The organism is Lentzea sp. NPDC092896 (genome assembly GCF_044754905.1).
In the GTDB taxonomy this organism is placed as follows: domain Bacteria; phylum Actinomycetota; class Actinomycetes; order Mycobacteriales; family Pseudonocardiaceae; genus Lentzea.
The window spans coordinates 352,791-370,231 of sequence record NZ_JBIVPX010000002.1 but is presented as its reverse complement, the minus strand read 5'-3'; the positions used below and the strand labels follow the sequence as shown (position 1 = coordinate 370,231).

The 17,441-nt window shown below is 70.8% G+C and carries 17 protein-coding genes; 8 read left to right on the top strand and 9 right to left on the bottom strand.

All coding sequences use genetic code 11. From position 1 onward, the window contains the following. The first annotated feature begins 10 nt into the window (after positions 1-10). Entirely contained in the window at positions 11-856 is an 846-nt protein-coding gene (locus ACIQF0_RS13110; protein WP_401028595.1) for an XRE family transcriptional regulator, read from the top strand. Here the strand turns inward: ACIQF0_RS13110 and ACIQF0_RS13105 are convergent. Beyond that, positions 840-2,051 (bottom strand): MFS transporter, encoded by a 1,212-nt coding sequence (locus ACIQF0_RS13105; protein ID WP_401028592.1) that lies wholly within the window; start codon positions 2,049-2,051, stop codon positions 840-842. The two genes, ACIQF0_RS13110 and ACIQF0_RS13105, sit on opposite strands and share 17 nt — an antisense overlap. A gap of 143 nt (positions 2,052-2,194) precedes the next feature. Further along, complete coding sequence (locus tag ACIQF0_RS13100; protein WP_401029940.1) at positions 2,195-2,974, bottom strand: hypothetical protein; 780 nt, start codon at positions 2,972-2,974, stop codon at positions 2,195-2,197. A gap of 520 nt (positions 2,975-3,494) precedes the next feature. Here ACIQF0_RS13100 and ACIQF0_RS13095 point away from each other — a divergent pair. After that, the gene (locus ACIQF0_RS13095; protein ID WP_401028589.1) at positions 3,495-5,192 is read left to right on the top strand and encodes a hypothetical protein; all 1,698 of its coding nucleotides are present in this window, start codon (positions 3,495-3,497) and stop codon (positions 5,190-5,192) included. Here ACIQF0_RS13095 and ACIQF0_RS13090 read toward each other — a convergent pair. Together ACIQF0_RS13090 and ACIQF0_RS13085 are read right to left on the bottom strand one after the other, a co-directional pair. After that, positions 5,155-6,288 carry a hypothetical protein gene (locus ACIQF0_RS13090; RefSeq protein ID WP_401028588.1) on the bottom strand — a complete coding sequence of 378 codons (1,134 nt, stop codon included), beginning with the start codon at positions 6,286-6,288 and terminating at the stop codon, positions 5,155-5,157. The genes ACIQF0_RS13095 and ACIQF0_RS13090 overlap by 38 nt on opposite strands. A gap of 9 nt (positions 6,289-6,297) precedes the next feature. Further along, positions 6,298-7,326, bottom strand: coding sequence for a TDT family transporter (locus ACIQF0_RS13085; protein ID WP_401028586.1), 1,029 nt, complete (start codon positions 7,324-7,326; stop codon positions 6,298-6,300). A 70-nt stretch (positions 7,327-7,396) separates the two neighbouring features. On the opposite strand from ACIQF0_RS13085, the gene ACIQF0_RS13080 reads away from it, so the two are divergent. The 3 genes from ACIQF0_RS13080 to ACIQF0_RS13070 are packed head-to-tail and all read left to right on the top strand — an operon-like array spanning position 7,397 to position 8,984. After that, positions 7,397-8,326, top strand: a complete 930-nt coding sequence (locus tag ACIQF0_RS13080; protein ID WP_401028584.1) for a LysR family transcriptional regulator — start codon at positions 7,397-7,399, stop codon at positions 8,324-8,326. Beyond that, positions 8,310-8,681 carry an HNH endonuclease gene (locus tag ACIQF0_RS13075; RefSeq protein ID WP_401028582.1) on the top strand — a complete coding sequence of 124 codons (372 nt, stop codon included), beginning with the start codon at positions 8,310-8,312 and terminating at the stop codon, positions 8,679-8,681. Before ACIQF0_RS13080 ends, ACIQF0_RS13075 begins: the two co-directional genes overlap by 17 nt. Positions 8,682-8,684: 3 nt before the next feature. Next, a complete protein-coding gene (locus ACIQF0_RS13070) occupies positions 8,685-8,984 on the top strand; it encodes a hypothetical protein (protein ID WP_401028579.1) in 300 nt (99 codons plus the stop codon). Here ACIQF0_RS13070 and ACIQF0_RS13065 read toward each other — a convergent pair. Together ACIQF0_RS13065 and ACIQF0_RS13060 are read right to left on the bottom strand one after the other, a co-directional pair. Then, positions 8,981-9,427 (bottom strand): hypothetical protein, encoded by a 447-nt coding sequence (locus tag ACIQF0_RS13065; RefSeq protein WP_401028576.1) that lies wholly within the window; start codon positions 9,425-9,427, stop codon positions 8,981-8,983. The genes ACIQF0_RS13070 and ACIQF0_RS13065 overlap by 4 nt on opposite strands. A 235-nt stretch (positions 9,428-9,662) precedes the next feature. After that, positions 9,663-10,577 (bottom strand): hypothetical protein, encoded by a 915-nt coding sequence (locus tag ACIQF0_RS13060; RefSeq protein WP_401028573.1) that lies wholly within the window; start codon positions 10,575-10,577, stop codon positions 9,663-9,665. 138 nt (positions 10,578-10,715) lie between these two features. Here ACIQF0_RS13060 and ACIQF0_RS13055 point away from each other — a divergent pair, with 138 nt between their 5' ends. Together ACIQF0_RS13055 and tsaA are read left to right on the top strand one after the other, a co-directional pair. After that, positions 10,716-12,113 carry a YdiU family protein gene (locus ACIQF0_RS13055; protein ID WP_401028571.1) on the top strand — a complete coding sequence of 466 codons (1,398 nt, stop codon included), beginning with the start codon at positions 10,716-10,718 and terminating at the stop codon, positions 12,111-12,113. Continuing rightward, complete coding sequence (gene tsaA, locus ACIQF0_RS13050; protein WP_401028569.1) at positions 12,113-12,508, top strand: tRNA (N6-threonylcarbamoyladenosine(37)-N6)-methyltransferase TrmO; 396 nt, start codon at positions 12,113-12,115, stop codon at positions 12,506-12,508. Before ACIQF0_RS13055 ends, tsaA begins: the two co-directional genes overlap by 1 nt. Position 12,509: 1 nt before the next feature. Here the strand turns inward: tsaA and ACIQF0_RS13045 are convergent, their stop codons facing one another. Beyond that, the gene (locus tag ACIQF0_RS13045) at positions 12,510-15,101 is read right to left on the bottom strand and encodes an ABC transporter substrate-binding protein (protein ID WP_401028566.1); all 2,592 of its coding nucleotides are present in this window, start codon (positions 15,099-15,101) and stop codon (positions 12,510-12,512) included. 369 nt (positions 15,102-15,470) lie between these two features. On the opposite strand from ACIQF0_RS13045, the gene ACIQF0_RS13040 reads away from it, so the two are divergent. After that, positions 15,471-15,629, top strand: coding sequence for a DUF3040 domain-containing protein (locus ACIQF0_RS13040; RefSeq protein ID WP_360035200.1), 159 nt, complete (start codon positions 15,471-15,473; stop codon positions 15,627-15,629). Here ACIQF0_RS13040 and ACIQF0_RS13035 read toward each other — a convergent pair. Next, entirely contained in the window at positions 15,601-16,644 is a 1,044-nt protein-coding gene (locus tag ACIQF0_RS13035) for a pyridoxal-phosphate dependent enzyme (protein ID WP_401028562.1), read from the bottom strand. The two genes, ACIQF0_RS13040 and ACIQF0_RS13035, sit on opposite strands and share 29 nt — an antisense overlap. After that, the gene (locus ACIQF0_RS13030; protein WP_401028559.1) at positions 16,641-17,435 is read right to left on the bottom strand and encodes a Rossmann-like domain-containing protein; all 795 of its coding nucleotides are present in this window, start codon (positions 17,433-17,435) and stop codon (positions 16,641-16,643) included. Before ACIQF0_RS13030 ends, ACIQF0_RS13035 begins: the two co-directional genes overlap by 4 nt. Between the last annotated feature and the right edge of the window lie 6 nt (positions 17,436-17,441).

Sequence of the window (17,441 nt, the reverse complement as noted above, 5' to 3'; positions counted from 1 at the left end):
CGTGGCCCGCGTGGACGAGTTCGCGCAGGCGCTCCGGACGGCGATCACGAATCGTGGTCTCGGTCTGGAGCGCCTGCGTGAGCACCTCTCGCAGAACGGCGTGTCGGTCTCGATGGCGACGCTGAGCTACTGGCAGACGGGCAGAAGCCGCCCGGAGCGGCAGAAGTCGCTGCAGGCCGTGGTCCACTTGGAACACATCCTGCAGCTGCCGCCGGGCCACCTCTCGGAGTTGCTGGGGCCGCCTCGCCCGCGTGGCCGCTGGCTGCGCCACGCTCCGGCGCCGATGTCCGCGTTCTGGCCGTCCCCGACACCCGTCGAGCAGGCGCTGCACGACCTCGACACGCAGTGGGACGACCAGCTCCTGCGGGTGAGCCAGCAGGACTTCGTGACGATCGGGGCGGACCGCACCGAGCGCACGTTCCGGTCGCGGCAGGTGCTGTCGGCGTCGATGACCGGGCCGGACCGCTGGGTCGTGATCATGCACGTCGACTCGCACGACCGCCCGTTGCCGCTGGTCAACGCCCTGAAGAACTGCACGGTCGGGCAGGTGGTCCGGGAGCCGTCCGAGGGGCTGCTGGTCGCGGAGCTGCTGTTCGAACGGCCGCTGCGCAAGGGCGAGAGCGTCGTGATCGAGCACGAGCTGGTGAACCAGGACCCGTGTCCACTTGCGACGAACTACGAGCGCAAGTTCCGCCTGCCGACGCGGGAGTACGTGCTGGAGGTGACGTTCGAGGGCGACGCGCCCTCCTCCGTCGTCCAGCTCGCGGACGGTTCCGCCGTGGCTCCCGGCCGCACGCTGCTGGACGTGGTGCTGGACGTGCAGCCCGGTGTGCGCGGGTTCAGCTGGACCTGGTGAACCCGCGCGACGACGGGATCAGCGCGGCGGCGGCGGGTGCGGCGAAGCAGATCACCGCGCAGACGCCGAGCACGGCACTCGCGCCGAACTGCTCGATCGCCGGCGCGATGAACGCCAGGCCGAGCGGCGCCAGGCCGTAGGAGAGCAGGAAGTCCAATGAGGACACTCGGGCGAGCTTGCCCGGTTCGACCTCGCGCTGGATCGCGGTGAACCAGGGGACGTTGAACAGCTCGATGCCGATCCCCGCGACGGCGTACACGGCGATCAGCAAGAACGGGTGCACCGGCGCCAGCAGGCCCAGCGGGATGAGGCCGTAGCAGGCGAGTCCGGCCAGCGAGGCCCATCCCGCCGCTCGCGGCCGCCAGCGGGCGATCAGCACCGCGCCCCCGAGCGCTCCCAGGGTGTACGCGGTCGTGGCGGCCGCCAGCACCGCCTCCGTGTCGTAGCGGTCCCGGCTCACCACCGGCAGCAGCACGGCCGTCGCGGAGTAGCCGAAGGCGATCATCGCCGTCAGCGCGCCGAGTCCGCCGAGCAGCCACGGGTGCCGGCGTGCTTCCCTGATGCCGTCGAGGAAGTCGGCGACCAAGCCCGCGCGGGTCTCGCCGGTCTGAGCCGGCCTGCCCGTCCCCTTCGGCGGCACGAGCGCGGCGCACAGCCACAGCACGGCGGTGATCGCGAGCAGCGCGCGGGCGTCCAGGAGCAGCGCCGCGAGCGCGGTGAGGCTCGGCGCGACCAGCGTGGTCACCCTGATCGCCAGCGTGGTCGCCGCGTTGGCCTGCTGCCGCCCGGATTCCGGCACCACCTCGGCCACCAGCGCCTGGAACGCGGGCCGGCAGGCACCCTGACCGGCACCGACGATCGCCGCGGCGACGGCCATGAGCAGCAGGGACTTCCCCATCCCCACCGCGATGACCGGTGTCATGACCGCGGCGACCAGGCACGACCAGAAGACCACGACGCGCCGGGGGTGCCGGTCGGCGAGCACACCGGCGACGGGGACCGCGGCGACGAAACCCGCGGTTCTGGTGGCCAGTACGACGCCCAGTTCCACGGCGGTGATCGAGCGTTCGAGCACGGCCAGGCCCAGTACGAAGGGCATCGCCCACATCGCGAGGCCCGACGCGGTCGTCCCGGTCCACAGACGCAGGAACGCGGTGTTCCGGAAGACAGATGGCGCCGTTGCTTTCTCCGTCACGACGACCAAGGTCTCATCCTGGGCACACTTCTGACCACCACGAGATCGTTATTCCCGGTGACCGCGAACGGACGGCACGAGGCCGGGTGTTCCCCCGCGCCTTGACGGGAACACCCGGCCTCGTGCCGTCCGTTGTGGACGGATCAGCCGATCTTCTCGATCTTCGCGTTGCGGATCAGGAACTTGCCGGGCTCACGGACCTGTTCGAAGGCCGCGTTGTTCAGCAGCGCACAGCTGCCGGACACCGACGCCACCTTGACGGTCGTGGACTTGTTGTTGTCCAGGTTCGTGACCTTCAGCGTGGTGCCGACCGGGAACGTGCCGCTCGACGCGGCGGGCTCGCCGCCCTCGCCGGACAGCGTCACGGTCGAGCCGTTGCAGACCTGCTGGCCGGTAGCGCCACCGCCGTTGTTGTTGCCCTGGTTCGCGTTGGGCTGCTTGGTGGGCTGCTGGGCCGGCGCCTGACCGGCGTTGTTGTTGCCGGCCTGACCGGCGTTGTCGCCGGCCTGGGCCGCGCCACCGTCACCCTTGCAGCCCGCCGCCTTGCGTCGCTGCTGGATGAGGTCGACCACGGCCTGCCGGTTCGCGATGCGGGCCTCGGACTGGGAGTCCGGAGCGCTCTTCTGGCCCGCGATGAAGGTCAGGTTGTTCTGCAAGGCCTTGTCCAGTCCGCCGCAGTCCTCACCGGACGTGGCGGCCTGCCCCGCTTCGGGCTTCGCCTGGACGTTGTTGCCACAACCGGCGGCCGCACGCCGCTGGTTGATCAGGTTGACGACCGCCTGCCGGTTGGCGATGCGAGCGTCCGACTGCGCGTCGGGGTTCGCCTGCTGACCGGCGATGAAGGTCAGGTTGTTCTGGAGCGCGGTGTCGAGTCCACCGCAGTCCTCAGCCGCGTTCGAGTTGGTGCCGCTGAAGGCGAAGATGCCACCGGCGACAGCGGCGACCGCCAGCACGGCGCCCGCGCCGATCATGGCGGGCTTGCGGTGTCGAGCGCCCATTCTGTGTCTCCTCGGGGGGTCGAACGGTGTTGTACCGATGACTACGGGGAGGTCACGGACGGGGTTCAAAGCGAACAGAACACTGTTGGTTTTAAATGCCTTTAAGGTTTTCGGCGCGATGGTGATCTTGCTGGTCAGGCCGTGTTTTCGCGAGTCGGAGGCCAGTTCGGCCTGGTGGGGGCGACTGGGCCGAGCGGATGAGACCACCGGGGGGCCGTGGTCTGGTCTCGGGTCGGGTCGCACCGGTCTCCGCGCCGGGAATTGACGAAAAGCGTGCCGTCGAACCCCGAAATCCGGCCCCTTTCACCCTGGGTTCGAATTGACGCTCGAATAGGGCGATCCGCCGACGGTGATCTGACCGGGATCGTCGGCCACGGCGGCATCGAGCAACGGGCGTCGCCCGATCGTCACCCTGCACGAGCACGAGAGCTGGTTACATGATCCCATGCCCCAAGACCTGGAGCACTGGCGAACGAAAGTCCGTGACGCCGGACTGGGCTTCGAGGACGACCCGATCACCCTTTCCCTGACTCTGGCGCTTCCCGCCCTGTTCCCCTTGCGCGACAGGCGATCCGCAGAAGCGCTGCTCACCGCGTTGCCGGGCTTCCGCGCGCGGCTCTACGACGTCCAGCGGACCGCGGACTTTCTCTCCCCAGTGGAATCAGGCGACGAGCTGGCGCGAGAAGCGTTGAGCGCCTTGGGAGAACCGGACAGTGGCGCCGACGTTCTCCTCGGCGCGCTGCGCGCCGTCGCTGAACCCGATCGTCCACGTGCCGTGGAATCCTTGTGCCGCCTGGCATCCGTGCCGGGCGTCGCCTCCCAGGCCGCGGATCTCGCGCTGGCACAGGCGTTGGCCGACGACCCGGACGGCTACCTGCCCGCGCTCGCGCAGGCGGCGCCCTCGGTCGAGGACCCCGCGCGGATCATCGAACTGCTGCACCGGACTTTCGCCGCGGCGAGCGACGAGGTCGCCGCCGACGCCTACCTCCGCCTGCCCCGGCAGGACTCGCCGCTGGGCTCGGCCGCCGCCCGGATCGCGCTGGACCTGTTCTCCCGCAACACCTTCGGCTCCGATCCCGACCCGGAGGACGAACCCAGCCCGATGCTCGACCTCCACCTCGCCGTCCAGAGGCTCGACGGACGGCGATCGGACCAGGCCGCCGCGTTCGCCCGTCGTGCCGCCGAGAACGCGCACAGCCAGGACCTCCGGGTCCGTGCGCTGGTCACGCTCTCCCAGGCGGTGGCCCGGCTCGGCCACCCCTGGTACGCCCGCGAGAAAGCCGGCGAAGCCCTGGCCATCGCCCGGGGCGTCGGCAACAGGGGCCTGCTCTTCGACACCCTGCAGACCGTCGTGACGAGCAATCACGCCGTGAACGACCACGCCCGTGCGGCGGCCGCGTCGCTCGAAGCCCTGGAACTCTCCCGAAAACTCGACCCGGAGGATCGGGCCGTCGCGCTGGGTCTCGCCTGCGCGGCCCACTCAGGAGACCCGGCCCGTGCGGCCGAGTTCGCCGCCGAGTCGGTCGCGCTGCTCCGCGATCTGGCCGACCGCGATCCCGATCGGCACCTGCCGCGCTACATCACCGCCCTCGACACCTACGCGATCGCACTGGGCGATGCGGGCCAGGACGGGTTCGACGTCGGCCGGCAGGCCCTGACGCTGATCCAGGACCTGCACCGGCGCGACCCCGGGCGGCACGGCCCGCAGTACGCCAGGGTGGTGCTGAACTTCTCGAACCGCCTGGCCGCCCGCGGTGAGCACGCCAACGCGCTGGAGGGCTACCGGACCGCGATCCGCGTGCTGCACGAGCTCCTCACGCACTCACCGCGCGTGTACGCCGCCCAGTGCGCCATCGCCACGTGGTCCATGGCCAACGCGTTCGCCGCCCTGCACCGCTGGAGCGAGGCGGAGCAGGCGATCCGGGGCGCCATCTCGCTGCAACGCAGCTGTGTCGGCGAGGCCCAGCCGTGGGTGATCCCCGACCTGCTCGACTCGCTGGAGTTCCTGAAGTTCTGCCTGTCCCGGTCCGAGCAGTTCGCGGAACTTCCCGCCCTGGAAGCAGAACAGCAGGCGCTGCGGCTCGTGCACGCGCGCTACCTGAAGCTCAGCGGGTCAGCCGCTCCCCCGCCGCCCGACGGGTGACGCGGTCGAGACCGGGCTTCGTGAGCGGCAGCGTGTGCAGCTTCCGCGGCTTGTCCGCGGGCTGCCATTGCCCGTCGCGCAGGATCTCCCACTGCTGGGCGTCGTCGACGCGGAGGAGCGAGTGCGCGTTGTCCAGGTCCACGACCTGGTGCGGCAGTTCGAAGACCGCGAAGTAGAAGTGACCGTCGATCGGCTGCGCTTCCCTGCGGGCGTCGCGGAGGTGCAGGCGGGCGGTGAGACCGGCCTTCTCCGCGTCGTTCAGCGGCACGGCGAACTGGCCCTGCGGCTCCGGCACGACGTCGTACGCCGAGTCGAGGTCGAGGACGTCGGTCAGCTGGTGGAAGACCGCGTAGCCGGCGGTCTCGCCCGCTCGCGCCTCGGCCCGCCACCGCAGAGACAGCCGTGCCATCGTCTCGACGGCGGTCGCCATGGACGTCCGCACGGCGTCCATCCGCGGCTCGCGGGTGGCCTGGGCGAGCAACCTCGACGGCTGCGGCTCCGGGTCGCCGGTGAACGCGAGCTCGCTGGCCGGGTCCTTCACCACCTGGGTGACCACGGCCACCGGGCGCTTGTCCACGAGGACGACGTGGTGGGTGCAGCCGCGATCCCACTGCGCGTCGATCAGCTTCTTGACGTGGGCGGCCTCGACGAGGCTGAGCGCGACGTACTCCTCCTGCTTGTCGAGTCCGGAGTCGATGCGGTGGAGCTTCTCGCTGGGCTCCCACGCCTGGTGACCGGCGTACTCCTCCTCGACGGCGCCCTCCGGCCGGCGAATGAGCCGGTCCGCGTCGGCCAGGTCGAGCACACCCAGCGCGTCCTTGAACGACGCGTAGTACTTGTAGTCCGCCAGCTCCGACTCGTGGTCGCGCGACCGGATCGTGCGGACCATTTCGACCAGGAATCCGTCGGCCACGCCGGCGCTCACCTCGCGAGCCGTCCAGTCCTGTTCGGACGGAACGCGGCCGAGCAGCTCGGACGGCGCCCAGCCCAGGTCGTGCGTGAACGCTTCCTCAACGGTTCCGGTCAGCCGCACCACGGCGAGCGGAAGCCCTTGTCCTTCAACGAGAATGATGACGTACCGGACTTCCGAGCTCATGGCGGCAGTCTACGGCCGCCGGTGAAGCAGCGTGCGGGCGGCCACTGTGACCCACGCGACCACCAGCACTCCGTACAGCACAACGGAGAACCCGGACAACATCGCCGAGTGGACCCGGACCGCGAGCGCGCTCGTCCCGGTCACCAGGGTGCCGAGCGGGAACACGAAACTCCACCACGTCAACGCGAACGGCAGCCCGCGCCGCGCGGTCCGCACGGTGACGGCCGCCGCGAGCGCCACCCACAGCAGGGCGAACCCCCACGTGATCGTGCCGTAGAGCACCCCGAACGCGGCCTGACCCGGCAGCACGGGCACACCCGCGAGCAGGTTGGCGGCGGTGATCGACTGGCCCAGCGGCCCGAGCACGATCCACAGCGTCGGCACGGTCGAGGCGGCGCCCAGCCCGTGCCGCACCAGCCGCTGCCAGATCTGCGGCACGATCACCATCGTCGCGAACAGGCTGACGCCGAACAGCGCGTAGCAGCCGAGGACCATGGCCTGCCGCGCCGACCCCTCCGGCAGGTGCTGCGCCAGCAGGGCTCCGGAGGCGGCGGACACCATCGGCGGCACCACGGGCATCAGCCAGCCGGCGAACGCGCGCTCGCCGCTGCCGATCATCCGCAACGGCACCAGCACCGAGGTCGCCAGCCCGAGCAGCGTGCCGGCCGTCCACAGTGTCCAGTCGAGCGCCAGCGCGGCGGGCAGCCCGATCCAGTCGGAGCCGAGCAGCAACGCGCCCGTGCCGACGGTCATCAACGCCATCGGCGGCGCGCCCCAGAACTGGGCCATGACGGGGTCGGCGAGCTGCGCCCGCACCGTCGACCACGTCCAGCGCGTCAGGGCGGCGGCCACGAGGAAGACCAGCAGCGCGGCGTCGAACGCCCACACGTACGTGGCGGCGGTGCGCAGGCCGGGCATCGAGGCTCCGGCCGTGGCGACGATCCCCGTCCCCATCACCGAGGCGAAGAGGTTCGGGCCGAATGGTGCCGCTCGTCGCACCCCGACGGGCACGGTGTGTTGAGGTGCGAGAGCGGTCACGACATGACAATCCCCGCGCCGCGCCTGGCTCGGTAGGCACCAATCACCGAGGTGGGCATAGGCTGCTCCTATGCCTCTGCCGTCCAGGGTCACCGACCTGACCAGCTTCGACCTGCTGCGCAGCGTCGCCGAGCTGGGCAGCATCGGCCGCGCGGCCCAGGCGCACGGCATGTCCCAGCCCAGCGCCAGCGAACGGCTCAGGACGCTCGAGGCCCGCGTCGGCGTCACGTTGCTCGAACGCACTTCGCGCGGCGCCCGGCTCACCACGGCGGGCCAGCTGGTCGCCGGGTGGGCCGCCCAGGTGCTGGAACGGGCGGCCGACCTCGACGCCGGCATCACCAGCCTGCGCGCGGACCGGCAGAGCCACCTCAGGATCGCCGCGAGCCTCACCGTGGCCGAGTACCTGCTGCCCGCGTGGCTGATCGCGCTGCGGTCCGTCAGCCCGGACACCGCGACCGTGCTGTCGGCGGGCAACTCGGTGCACGTCGCCGAGCAGGTGCTCGCCCAGAAGGCCGACCTGGGGTTCATCGAGAGCACCGACGTACCGGCGGGCCTGGCCAGCCGCGTGGTCGCGAAGGACGAGCTCGTGCTCGTCGTCGCTCCCGGTCACCCCTGGGCCCGGCGCCGCCGCGTCACCGCCGCGAAGGCCGCCGCGACGCCGCTGGTCAGCAGGGAGTCCGGTTCGGGCACGCGGCAGGCCTGGGAGCACGCGCTGAAGGCCGCGGGCATCACCGAGTCCGCCGGGCCGTTGCTCGACATGTCGTCGACCACGGCGATCAAGGCGGCCGCGATCGGCGGCATCGGCCCCGCCGTGCTCAGCGTCCACACCGTGGCCGCCGACATCGCCGCCCGCACGCTCGTCCGGGTCGAGGTCGCCGGCGTGGACCTGCACCGCGCGCTGAGGGCGGTCTGGTCGTCCGGGCGGACACCCCGGGGCCCCGCCTCCGACCTGTTGACCATCGCGACGCGTAGTCTCACCGATCGTGCCGACCGGCGGTAGCAAACAGGTTCGCGCCGCGCGCAAGCGCAAGAAGCGCATGGGCCGCGTCATCAACGACCTCACCGACGAGCAGTGGGACGCCCTCAAGACGGCGTGGGGCGGCTGCGCCTACTGCACCGCTCCCGCGAGTTCGCTGCAGAAGGACTGCGTGCAGGCACTCTCCCGCGGCGGCCGCTACACGCTCGGCAACGTCGTGCCCGCGTGCGGATCGTGCAACGCCAGCAAGTGCAACGCCGAGGTGACCGGTTGGTTGCGGCGCAAGAGGCTCGACGAACGCACGTTCCTGGTGCGCCACTACGAGATCTCGAACGAGCTGACGGCCCGCTTCGTCCAGTCCACAGTGGAACCGGACTGAGCCGTGCCCGACCGACCCGAGATCGTCTGCATCTGCGGCTCTGCCCGGTTCACCGACGAGATGCGTGCGGCGAACCGTGATCTGACCTTCGCCGGTGTCATCGTCGTCGCGCCGGGCGAGGCGGACGAGCCGGTCACCGACGAGCAGAAGGCCGCGCTGGACGCCCTCCACCTGCGCAAGATCGACCTGGCCGACCGGGTGCTGGTCGTCAACCCCGGCGGGTACGTCGGCGATTCCACGCGCAGGGAGATCGCCTACGCCCGCGCCACCGGCAAACCGATCTCGTTCAGCGACCCGGCCTAGGCGGAGTTCCGCACGGCGCTGTACCCGTCGAAGAGCGCGTCCCACGCCTTCTTGCACGCGGCGTCGAGCTGCCCGTCCGCGCTCACCCCACCGGCCGCGAACCACGGCTCGCACGGCGCGATCGCGGCGAGCTGGCGGCGCACCTCGGCGAGGGCCGTCTGACCGGCGGGCGGGAGCTTGGCCGACTGCTTCTCGACCTCGTCGATCACGCCTGTCACGTCGGGCATGACGTGCGTGCAGTTGTCGGCCGGGGCGACGGGCTCTCCTCGCAGGCGCGCCGCGCAGTCCGTGAGCAGGACGCCGATCGCGTCGAGCCGGGGCTGCAGGTCGGGCAGCGGCGAGCCGGTGACCGAGGGCACGGCGGGGGTGATCGTGGGCAGGGACGACGTCCCGGTACCGCACCCGAGCAGGAGGAAAGCCAGCGCAATGGCGGAGTAGCGCATGCGGGGAGCGTAGCGGTGTGTCCGCCGGCCGCTGTCGGCCTGGTTCGTGTCCAGGCGGGCGCATCGCGGTGCCGCCTCCACGCCCCATATCGGGCATATGGGGCGTGGAGGCGGTGCCGCGAGGCGTCCTACCGGGCACGAAGCCAGACCGGCGGGACCGGCGGACACACCGCTCCGCCCGAAAGGCCGCCTGAGCTGGGGTGCTCCGGCGGCCTGGGCGTTCACTCGATAGAGGTCATGCGCGGATGTAGGACTTCACGCCGTCCGGGAACCCGAGCGGAGCGGTGTCCGCGACGTCGTCGGTCACGACGGCGGACTTGCCCTTGCAGCCCGGCTCGGACCAGATCTTCACGGCGCCGTCCGCGGTGAGCGACTTGAAGCCACCGCGCAGGTCGGCGCACTTCGGCTCGACCTTGACGCCGGTCGCGAAGTTGTCGCCGCTGAAGTCGTCGAAGTTCTTGCCGGTGAAGAAGGTCACGGAGTTCGCGGGCTTGGCGCCGGGAGCGGGCGGGGCGGGCTGGGTGGCGGGAGCCTCGGCGGGGGCGACTGCGCGCTTGCCCTCCGGGTTGATCACGAACCACTTGTTGCCGACGTTCTGGCCCTTGATGTCACCGGCCTTCTCGTCCTTGCTGAACAGGTAGATCGGGCGGCCGCCGATCGTCACCTGGGTGGCGCCGTCCTGGCGCTTGATGAACCCGATGTTCTCCCGCTTGATGCCGGGGAAGAAGAGCTTGGTGCCCTTGGTGACCGTGATGGGCGGCCACGTCTTGGCGCAGTCACCGTTGCAGTTGGACACCCCGCCCTTCACCGGGTCGTCGCTGAACCAGTAGACCGAGAGTCCCTTGCCGTTGACGACGGCGGGCTCCAGGCCACCGGCGTTGGCGACGCGCAGCTCGACCCACTTCTGCTTCACCTCAGGAGAAGCGGTCGCCGGTGCGCGGTCGCCGGTGTTCTGGTCTGCTTTGTTGGAATTCGCCGATCCGCGCAGGAAGTCCACATCGGACTGTTCGGCGGTGGCCTGCGTCTCCTGGGCCTGTTCCGTTGCGGGGGAAGCAGATCCGGACTGCGCGGCACCCTGGCCGCACGCCGTCAGTGCGATGACACCGACCGCGAAAAGGGCAGCAGCGAACCCAACTTGCTTGCGACGCATTGTTTTTCTCATTCCTGAGTGGACTTTCGCCAACCTGTTCACCCCCAATCACGTACGGCCCCTCGGATCGGTTCAGCCGAGTTCGAGGTGAGAGCGCGATCACACTCGCCGGGAAGCGCACCCGGTACCGTTGGGGGCGTGAACATCAGCCTGAGCAGCGACTTCGCCGACGCGGTGCCGGAGATGGCGGTCTCGTGGGAGGCCGTCCCGGTCGCCGAACCGGAACTCCTGGCCCTCAACGAGCCACTGGCGAAGGAGCTCGGCCTCGACCCCAGCCGGCTGCGCGCGGACGATCTGCCGTTCCTGGTGAGCGGTCGTGGCGTCGCCCAGGCCTACGCCGGTCACCAGTTCGGCGGTTACTCCCCCCGGCTGGGCGACGGCCGCGCGCTGCTGCTCGGTGAGCTGACCGACGCGGACGGCCGGCTCCGCGACCTTCACCTCAAGGGCTCCGGCCGCACGCCGTTCGCCCGCGGTGGCGACGGCCTGGCGGCCGTCGGCCCGATGCTGCGCGAGTACGTCATCAGCGAGGCCATGCACGCGCTCGGCATCCCCACGACCCGTGCGCTGGCCGTCGTGTCGACCGGGCACGTGGTCCAGCGCGAGGAGCCGCTGGCCGGTGCCGTCCTGGCCAGGGTCGCCTCGTCACACCTGCGCGTCGGCAGCTTCCAGTACGCCCGCAACACCGGCGACCTGGCACTGCTGCGCCGCCTCGCCGACCACGCGATCGCCCGCCACCACCCCGGCAGCACGTACCTGGAACTGTTCGCGCACGTGGTCGCCGCGCAGGCGTCCCTCGTCGCCCGGTGGATGCTGGTCGGCTTCATCCACGGCGTGATGAACACCGACAACATGACGATCTCCGGCGAGACGATCGACTACGGCCCGTGCGCGTTCATGGAGGCCTACGACCCGACGACGAAGTACAGCTCGATCGACGAGCGCGGCCGTTACGCCTACGGCAACCAGCCGATCATCGCCGAGTGGAACCTGGCCCGGCTCGCCGAGGCCCTCCTGCCGCTGTTCGCCGAGAACGAGGACGAGGCCGTCTCGCTGGCCCTCGCGACGCTGCGCACGTTCGACGCGCACTTCGAGGAGACCTGGATCGGCGGCATGCGGGCGAAGCTCGGGGTGTCCGGTGACGTGAAGCCGCTGCTGCAGGACCTGCTCGCGTTGATGCACGAGGACCACGTCGACTTCACGTCGTTCTTCCACCTGCTCGGCAAGGCCGCTCGCGGCGACGCGGAACCCGCCCGCTCCCTGTTCCTGGACCTCGCGGCCATCGACGCCTGGCTCGCCCGCTGGCGTGCGATGGCACCGGACGCCGACGTGATGGACCGCGCCAACCCCGTCTACGTCCCGCGCAACCACCTCGTGGAGGAGGCGCTGGCGGCCGGGGCGGACGGCGACATGGATCCGTTCGACCGTCTGCTGAAAGCGGTTACCTCCCCGTACGGCGCACGACCCGGCCTGGAATACTTCGCCGATCCCGCGCCGCGGGACTTCAGTGCCACCTACCGGACCTACTGCGGGACTTGATGAAGCTGCAGCCGATCGGCCACGTCGAATCACCCCTCACCGACCGCACCGCCGCGCCCAAGCAGGCCGACGAGGGCGCGCCGGAGGCCTTGCTCGTGTTCGCGCCCGAGTACGCGCGGGCGATGCGGGAACTGGAAGCCGGCCAGGACGTCCTGGTCCTGACCTGGCTCGACCGCGCCGACAGGTCGGTGCTGGCGGTGCATCCCCGCAGCGACCTGGACCGGCCCGAGACGGGCGTGTTCTCGACCCGGTCGCCGGACCGCCCGAACCCGATCGGCCTGCACCACGTGCGGATCACCGCGGTGGACGGCCTCAAGCTGCGGGTCGCGCACCTGGAGGCGATCGACGGCACGCCGATCGTCGACGTCAAGCCCGTGCTGGGGCCGGAACGCTGACCTACTGGGGATCGCGCGGGCATCCTCCGTCCTGTTCCAGCCCCGCCGCCAAGTCCTCGCGGAACGGCAGTTCCCCGCACAACAGCCGAGGCGTCGAGGTCGTGTCCGTGTTGCCCTGCAACACCAGCACGGCCTTGTTCGCCGGCAGCCGCGTGCTCGCGCCGAACCCGATCGTCCCGGTGGCACCCTGGATGGCGTTGTCCGGCCGGATGCTGCCGATCCCGGCGAGCAGGCCTTCGCGCACCCGCGCGCCCGGATCGGTCCGCCGCACCTGCCGGACCCCTTCCGCCAGCACCTGCATGGCGTCGTAGGCGGCGGCCGACCGCCCGTCGCCCAGCGTCTGGCAGGTCTTGCGGAACACGTCGAGGTAGTTCTTGTAGAACGGCACCTTCGCGCAGTCGGTCCACGCGGCGGGGCTCGCGAACGACACGTAGTCCAGCCGCACGTTGGGGAACTGGGCCATGGTCCCCTCCAGGATGAACCGCGTGGACGAGTCGCTCGCGAGCACCGGTGGCGTGCTGCCCTGGCACTTGCTGTTCATACCGCGCAGGAACTCCGCCAGGTACTGGGCTCGGCCGGCGTAGAAGACCGCGTAGCCGGGGGTGGCCGCCGCCGGGCACGCGCCCTGGCCGAGGCTCGCCGGTGCCAGTCCCTCGTCGTCGTTCGCGACCCGGTACGACTTGTACTGGCTGACCACGATTCCGCGTTCGGCGAAGGAGAGCCGGGCGTCCTCGGCCAGGTTCTGGCTGTACCGGTCGCTGGTGTCGCCGGAGAAGAAGATCGCCACGTTCGTCACGCTCAGCCGGGTCTGCAGGTAGTAGGCGGCGACCTTCGACTCGCGCAGGTTGTTGGGCCCGATCTGGTGGTAGTACTCGTTGATGCTCGCCATGTCGTCGGCGGAGGTCAGCGTGCCGATGATCGGCAAGGCGTTGCTGCCCAGGCGTTTCACCACGGACTTGGCGGTGTCGGAGCTGATCGACAGCCCGGTCACCGCGACCACGCTCCGGTCGCGCGCCGCCAGTTCGACGATCTTGTCCGCGGCGACGTCACCGGACGCCAGACCACGGCCGCCCGGCCCTTCGCCACCGTTGGCCAGCAACATCTTGATGGGCACGTCGCTGTTCCTCTGCGCCACCCACACACCCCGCAACTCCTCGACCAGGGCGTGAAAGCTGTTGGCGGTGCTCGGGGTCAGCACGCTGAGGAACACGATGGTGATCGCGTCCGGTCGCAGCGCCGCCTTGCGGTTCTCGGCCATGATCCGGCCGTAGACGTCCTGCAGCGCCGGCCGGATGTCCTCCGGAACCCAGTCGGAAACGAAGTGCCGCAACGGATCCGCCGACACCCCGATGCACTCCGTGCCGACCCGTTCCAGTGGCGAGCGCAACGACGGCGACCACCACTCGTCGCACCTGCCGTGGTTGAGGAACGGCACGGCCACCAGCGATCCGGCGAGCAGCAGGAGCACGAGCGGCGCCGCCAGGGCTCTGCGCAGGCGCAGGGCCGGGTACTCGGACAGCGCGCCGACGATGCCGCGCGCGGGTTCGGTGGCGTCGGTGTCGAGCGCCAGCACCCAGTTCTCCGACCGCGACAGCTGCCGGAGCCAGTCGTGATGGCCCGCGAGCGCGTCCGCGGCGTGGGTGGCCGGCACGTCGGCCGACTCCTTCGCCGCGACGACGAGCAGCGGATCCGGCCGGCTCAAGGGGTTCGCCCGCCACGACTGTCCACTCCGGACGCCGCTGCGCGCACGGCCGATCGAGTCGACCAGCCACTGTCCCGCGCAGTCGCCGTCGTGGTTGTCGAGCAACAGCCACGGACACCCCGTGCGCCGCCGCCCCGTCCCCCACAGGGTCCAGCGCCTGTGCGAACGCCGCAGGTCCTCCAGCAGCGCGCGCACGAGCAGGTCGCCGACCTCGTCCTCGTGGCGTTCTGCCAGGCGTTCCTTCACCACCGTGCGGGCGAGCCGGTAGAGACCCTGGCGCGACCGGCCGCCCAGCGACTGCTCGCCCACCCACTTCGCCGGGCGCCACAGCAGTGCCATCAACGCCAGGCCGATGCGCGGCATCACCCCGATGATCAGCCTGATCCACCAGGGGAAGTCCTGCGCGAGGTCCTGCATCCCGTCCCGCGTCACCCGCAGGCGCCGCTGCAGGTGCACCCGGAACTCCCGCGCGATCTCCCGTTCTTCCTCCTCCGCCTCGACCCCGGCGGGCAGCGTCAGGTCGAGCAGCCACCCTACGAGCGCGAACCGCGGGAAGCGCAACCGCGCCACGCCCCGCACCTCGCTCGCGAGCTGCCCGACCACGTCGTCGAGCAGCCTGCGCCGGGACTCCGCGGCGCCGTTGACGAGCGCGTACGGAACCCGGCGGCCACGCGTGTCGGCAGGCCGGTTCGCGAGTGCCTCGAGCGGGTCCTTCGCGCCGGGCGGCCGGCGCAGGTACACGATCGGCAGCGGCACGTCGCGGGACGGCCAGCGCGGACGGGCGGACAGCCGGTCGAGCAGCCGCAGAAGCTCGATCACTCCGCTGAACTGCAGACCGCGGGTCTGCTCGGAACCGTGGAACCACCCCTGTGCCGCCCTGGACAGCGTCAAGTCCCCGCCCCGTTCTGCCGGATCCAAACAGAATCTGGACGGATTGTCGGCCAGGCAGGGCGCCTCATTAGCGGAAACGGACTTAATTCGAGGCGGGCGAGAATCGAGTGAGCGGGGTTTGAGCAGCGGGTACCCCCGGTCATGAGCCAACCGATTCCGCCGGCGCAGCCCGTGCCGACCACGCCGGGTCCTGACCAGCCGCGACCGACCGGTCCCGACCAGCCGTCGCCGCCAGGACCCGACCCCGATCCGTTGCGCCCTCCCGGCCCGGATCCCGATCCGCTGCCGCCGTCACCGAAACCGGTTTGAACCCCTGAGCAGCTGGGTACACGCACGTTTCGACAGGCCGGACCGACCTGGGGAGCGGGCATGCTCAGTGCTCAGGAACAGCAGCGGCTCAGTGACATCGAACGGTGGCTGCACGCCTCCGACCCGGACCTGGCTCGCCTGCTGAGCCGAGGCCCCCAGCGGAACCTGGGTCAGCGCGTGGCGGCGTTCTTCAGGAAGCCACCGCGACCGGCTGAGTGACCGCGTTCGGTGGCGCCTCCGCCCGGTTCCAGTGCATCCGCGACCACGGCAGGTCCATGTCCGTGAGCGTGGTGATCTGGCGCGGCCGGAGCTCGTCCGGCGCCGGCACCTCCGCGTGCCGGGAGTAGGCGGCGTCGACGTAGCGGTGGCCGGTGTCCGGGGCGAGCACGACCACGTGCCGTTCCGGATCCAGCCGCTGCTCCCACCGCGCCGCCAGGTAGGCCGCCCCCGCCGACAGCCCGGCGAAGATCGCGTGCTCCCGCAGGAGGGCGACGCCGCCGGACAGGGCCGCGTCGAAGCCGAACCAGTGCACGGTGTCGTAGAGCGTGTGGTCGACGTTGCCGAACGGGATCGAGCTGCCGATCCCGGCGATGATGATCTCCGGGTCGTGCACGTGCTCGCTGCCGAACGTCACGCTGTCGAACGGCTGCACGCCGACCAGTTCGACGGTCGGAGCGGTCTCGCGCAGGAACGTGGCCAGCGCACCCGTCGACGCCCCGGTGCCGACCCCGCCCACGACGCTGAGGTGGTCGCAGTCCGCGTGCTCGCGGATGAGGTCGGCGATCGGCCGGTAGCCGCGGTAGTGGACGTCGTCGTGGTACTGCCGCATCCAGTGGTGCCGCGGATGATCGCGCAGGATCTCCCGCACCCGTGCCACCCGCAGGCTCTGGTCCAGCTTCAGGCTCTTCGACGGCGGCACGGGTTCCACCGTGGCACCGAGGATCTCCAACTGGGTGCGCAGCGTCCTGTCGACCGTCGTCGAGGCGACGATGTGGCAATGCAGGCCGTAGCGGTGGCAGGCCAACGCCAGGGCGTGCGCGTAGATGCCGCTGGAGCTGTCGACCAGCGTGTCGCCCTGCGCGATGGTGCCGCGTTCGAGGAGGTACCGGACGGCTTCGAGGGCGGACGCGACCTTCATGGTCTCGAAGCGCAGGCAGAGGGTGCGGGAGTCGAGGCGCACCAGGGCGGGACGACTGAGGGCGTCGGCGATGTGGTGGTCCACGTCTTCTCTCATGCTCGGTAGCGGTACAGCGCGGACTCGTCGGCGCTGAACTGCGAGAACGGGAACGGTTCCGCGGACAGGGCGGTGACCCCCTCGCCGAGGAAGTGGCGGGCGACGGCGCTCGCGGTCTGGGCGTAGACGATCAGCGGGATGTCGCGTTCACGGCACGAGCGCAGGATCTCGTCGAACGTGCCGTTGCCGATCGTCATTCCCGTTGCCACCACGGCGTCCGCGACGCCGAGGACGTCCCGCATGTCCGGGGTGACCGGGTCGCCCCACTGCGTCGTGCGCAACGAGAGGTCGCACGGCAGGCACTCGGCGCCGCGCTCCCGGATGGCCGCGACCAACGGGTTCACCACGCCGATCAACGCGACCTTGGCGCCCGGTTCGACGTCCAGCAGGCCCGCTACGGCGGCATCCCTCGCCCGTGCCCGTTCTTCGGGTGTACCGACCGGCAGCACGACACGTTCGGCCTCGGACGTCCGATGTGGACGGACGCTGCCCAGGTAGGCGTCGAGTGCCGCGATCCGCACCGGGGCCGGGGCCTCGGTGAGAAGCCGCGCGACCGGAGCGCCGGAGTAGTTCGCGCACACCGCCGGGTCGGCGTCGGCCTCCGCGAACGCGCAGGCACCGAACGCCGTTCCGACGCGGGCCAGCACGTACTGGTTGCGGTAGGTGGTGTCGCCGCCGGCCAGCCGGGTTCCGTGGTGGACCCAGAACACGCTGGTGGCGGGGATCTCCCGCGGATCGGGACCGTGCCGTCCCTTCAGCACCCCGGTGATCAGATCGTCCACTGTGGTCATCGCATC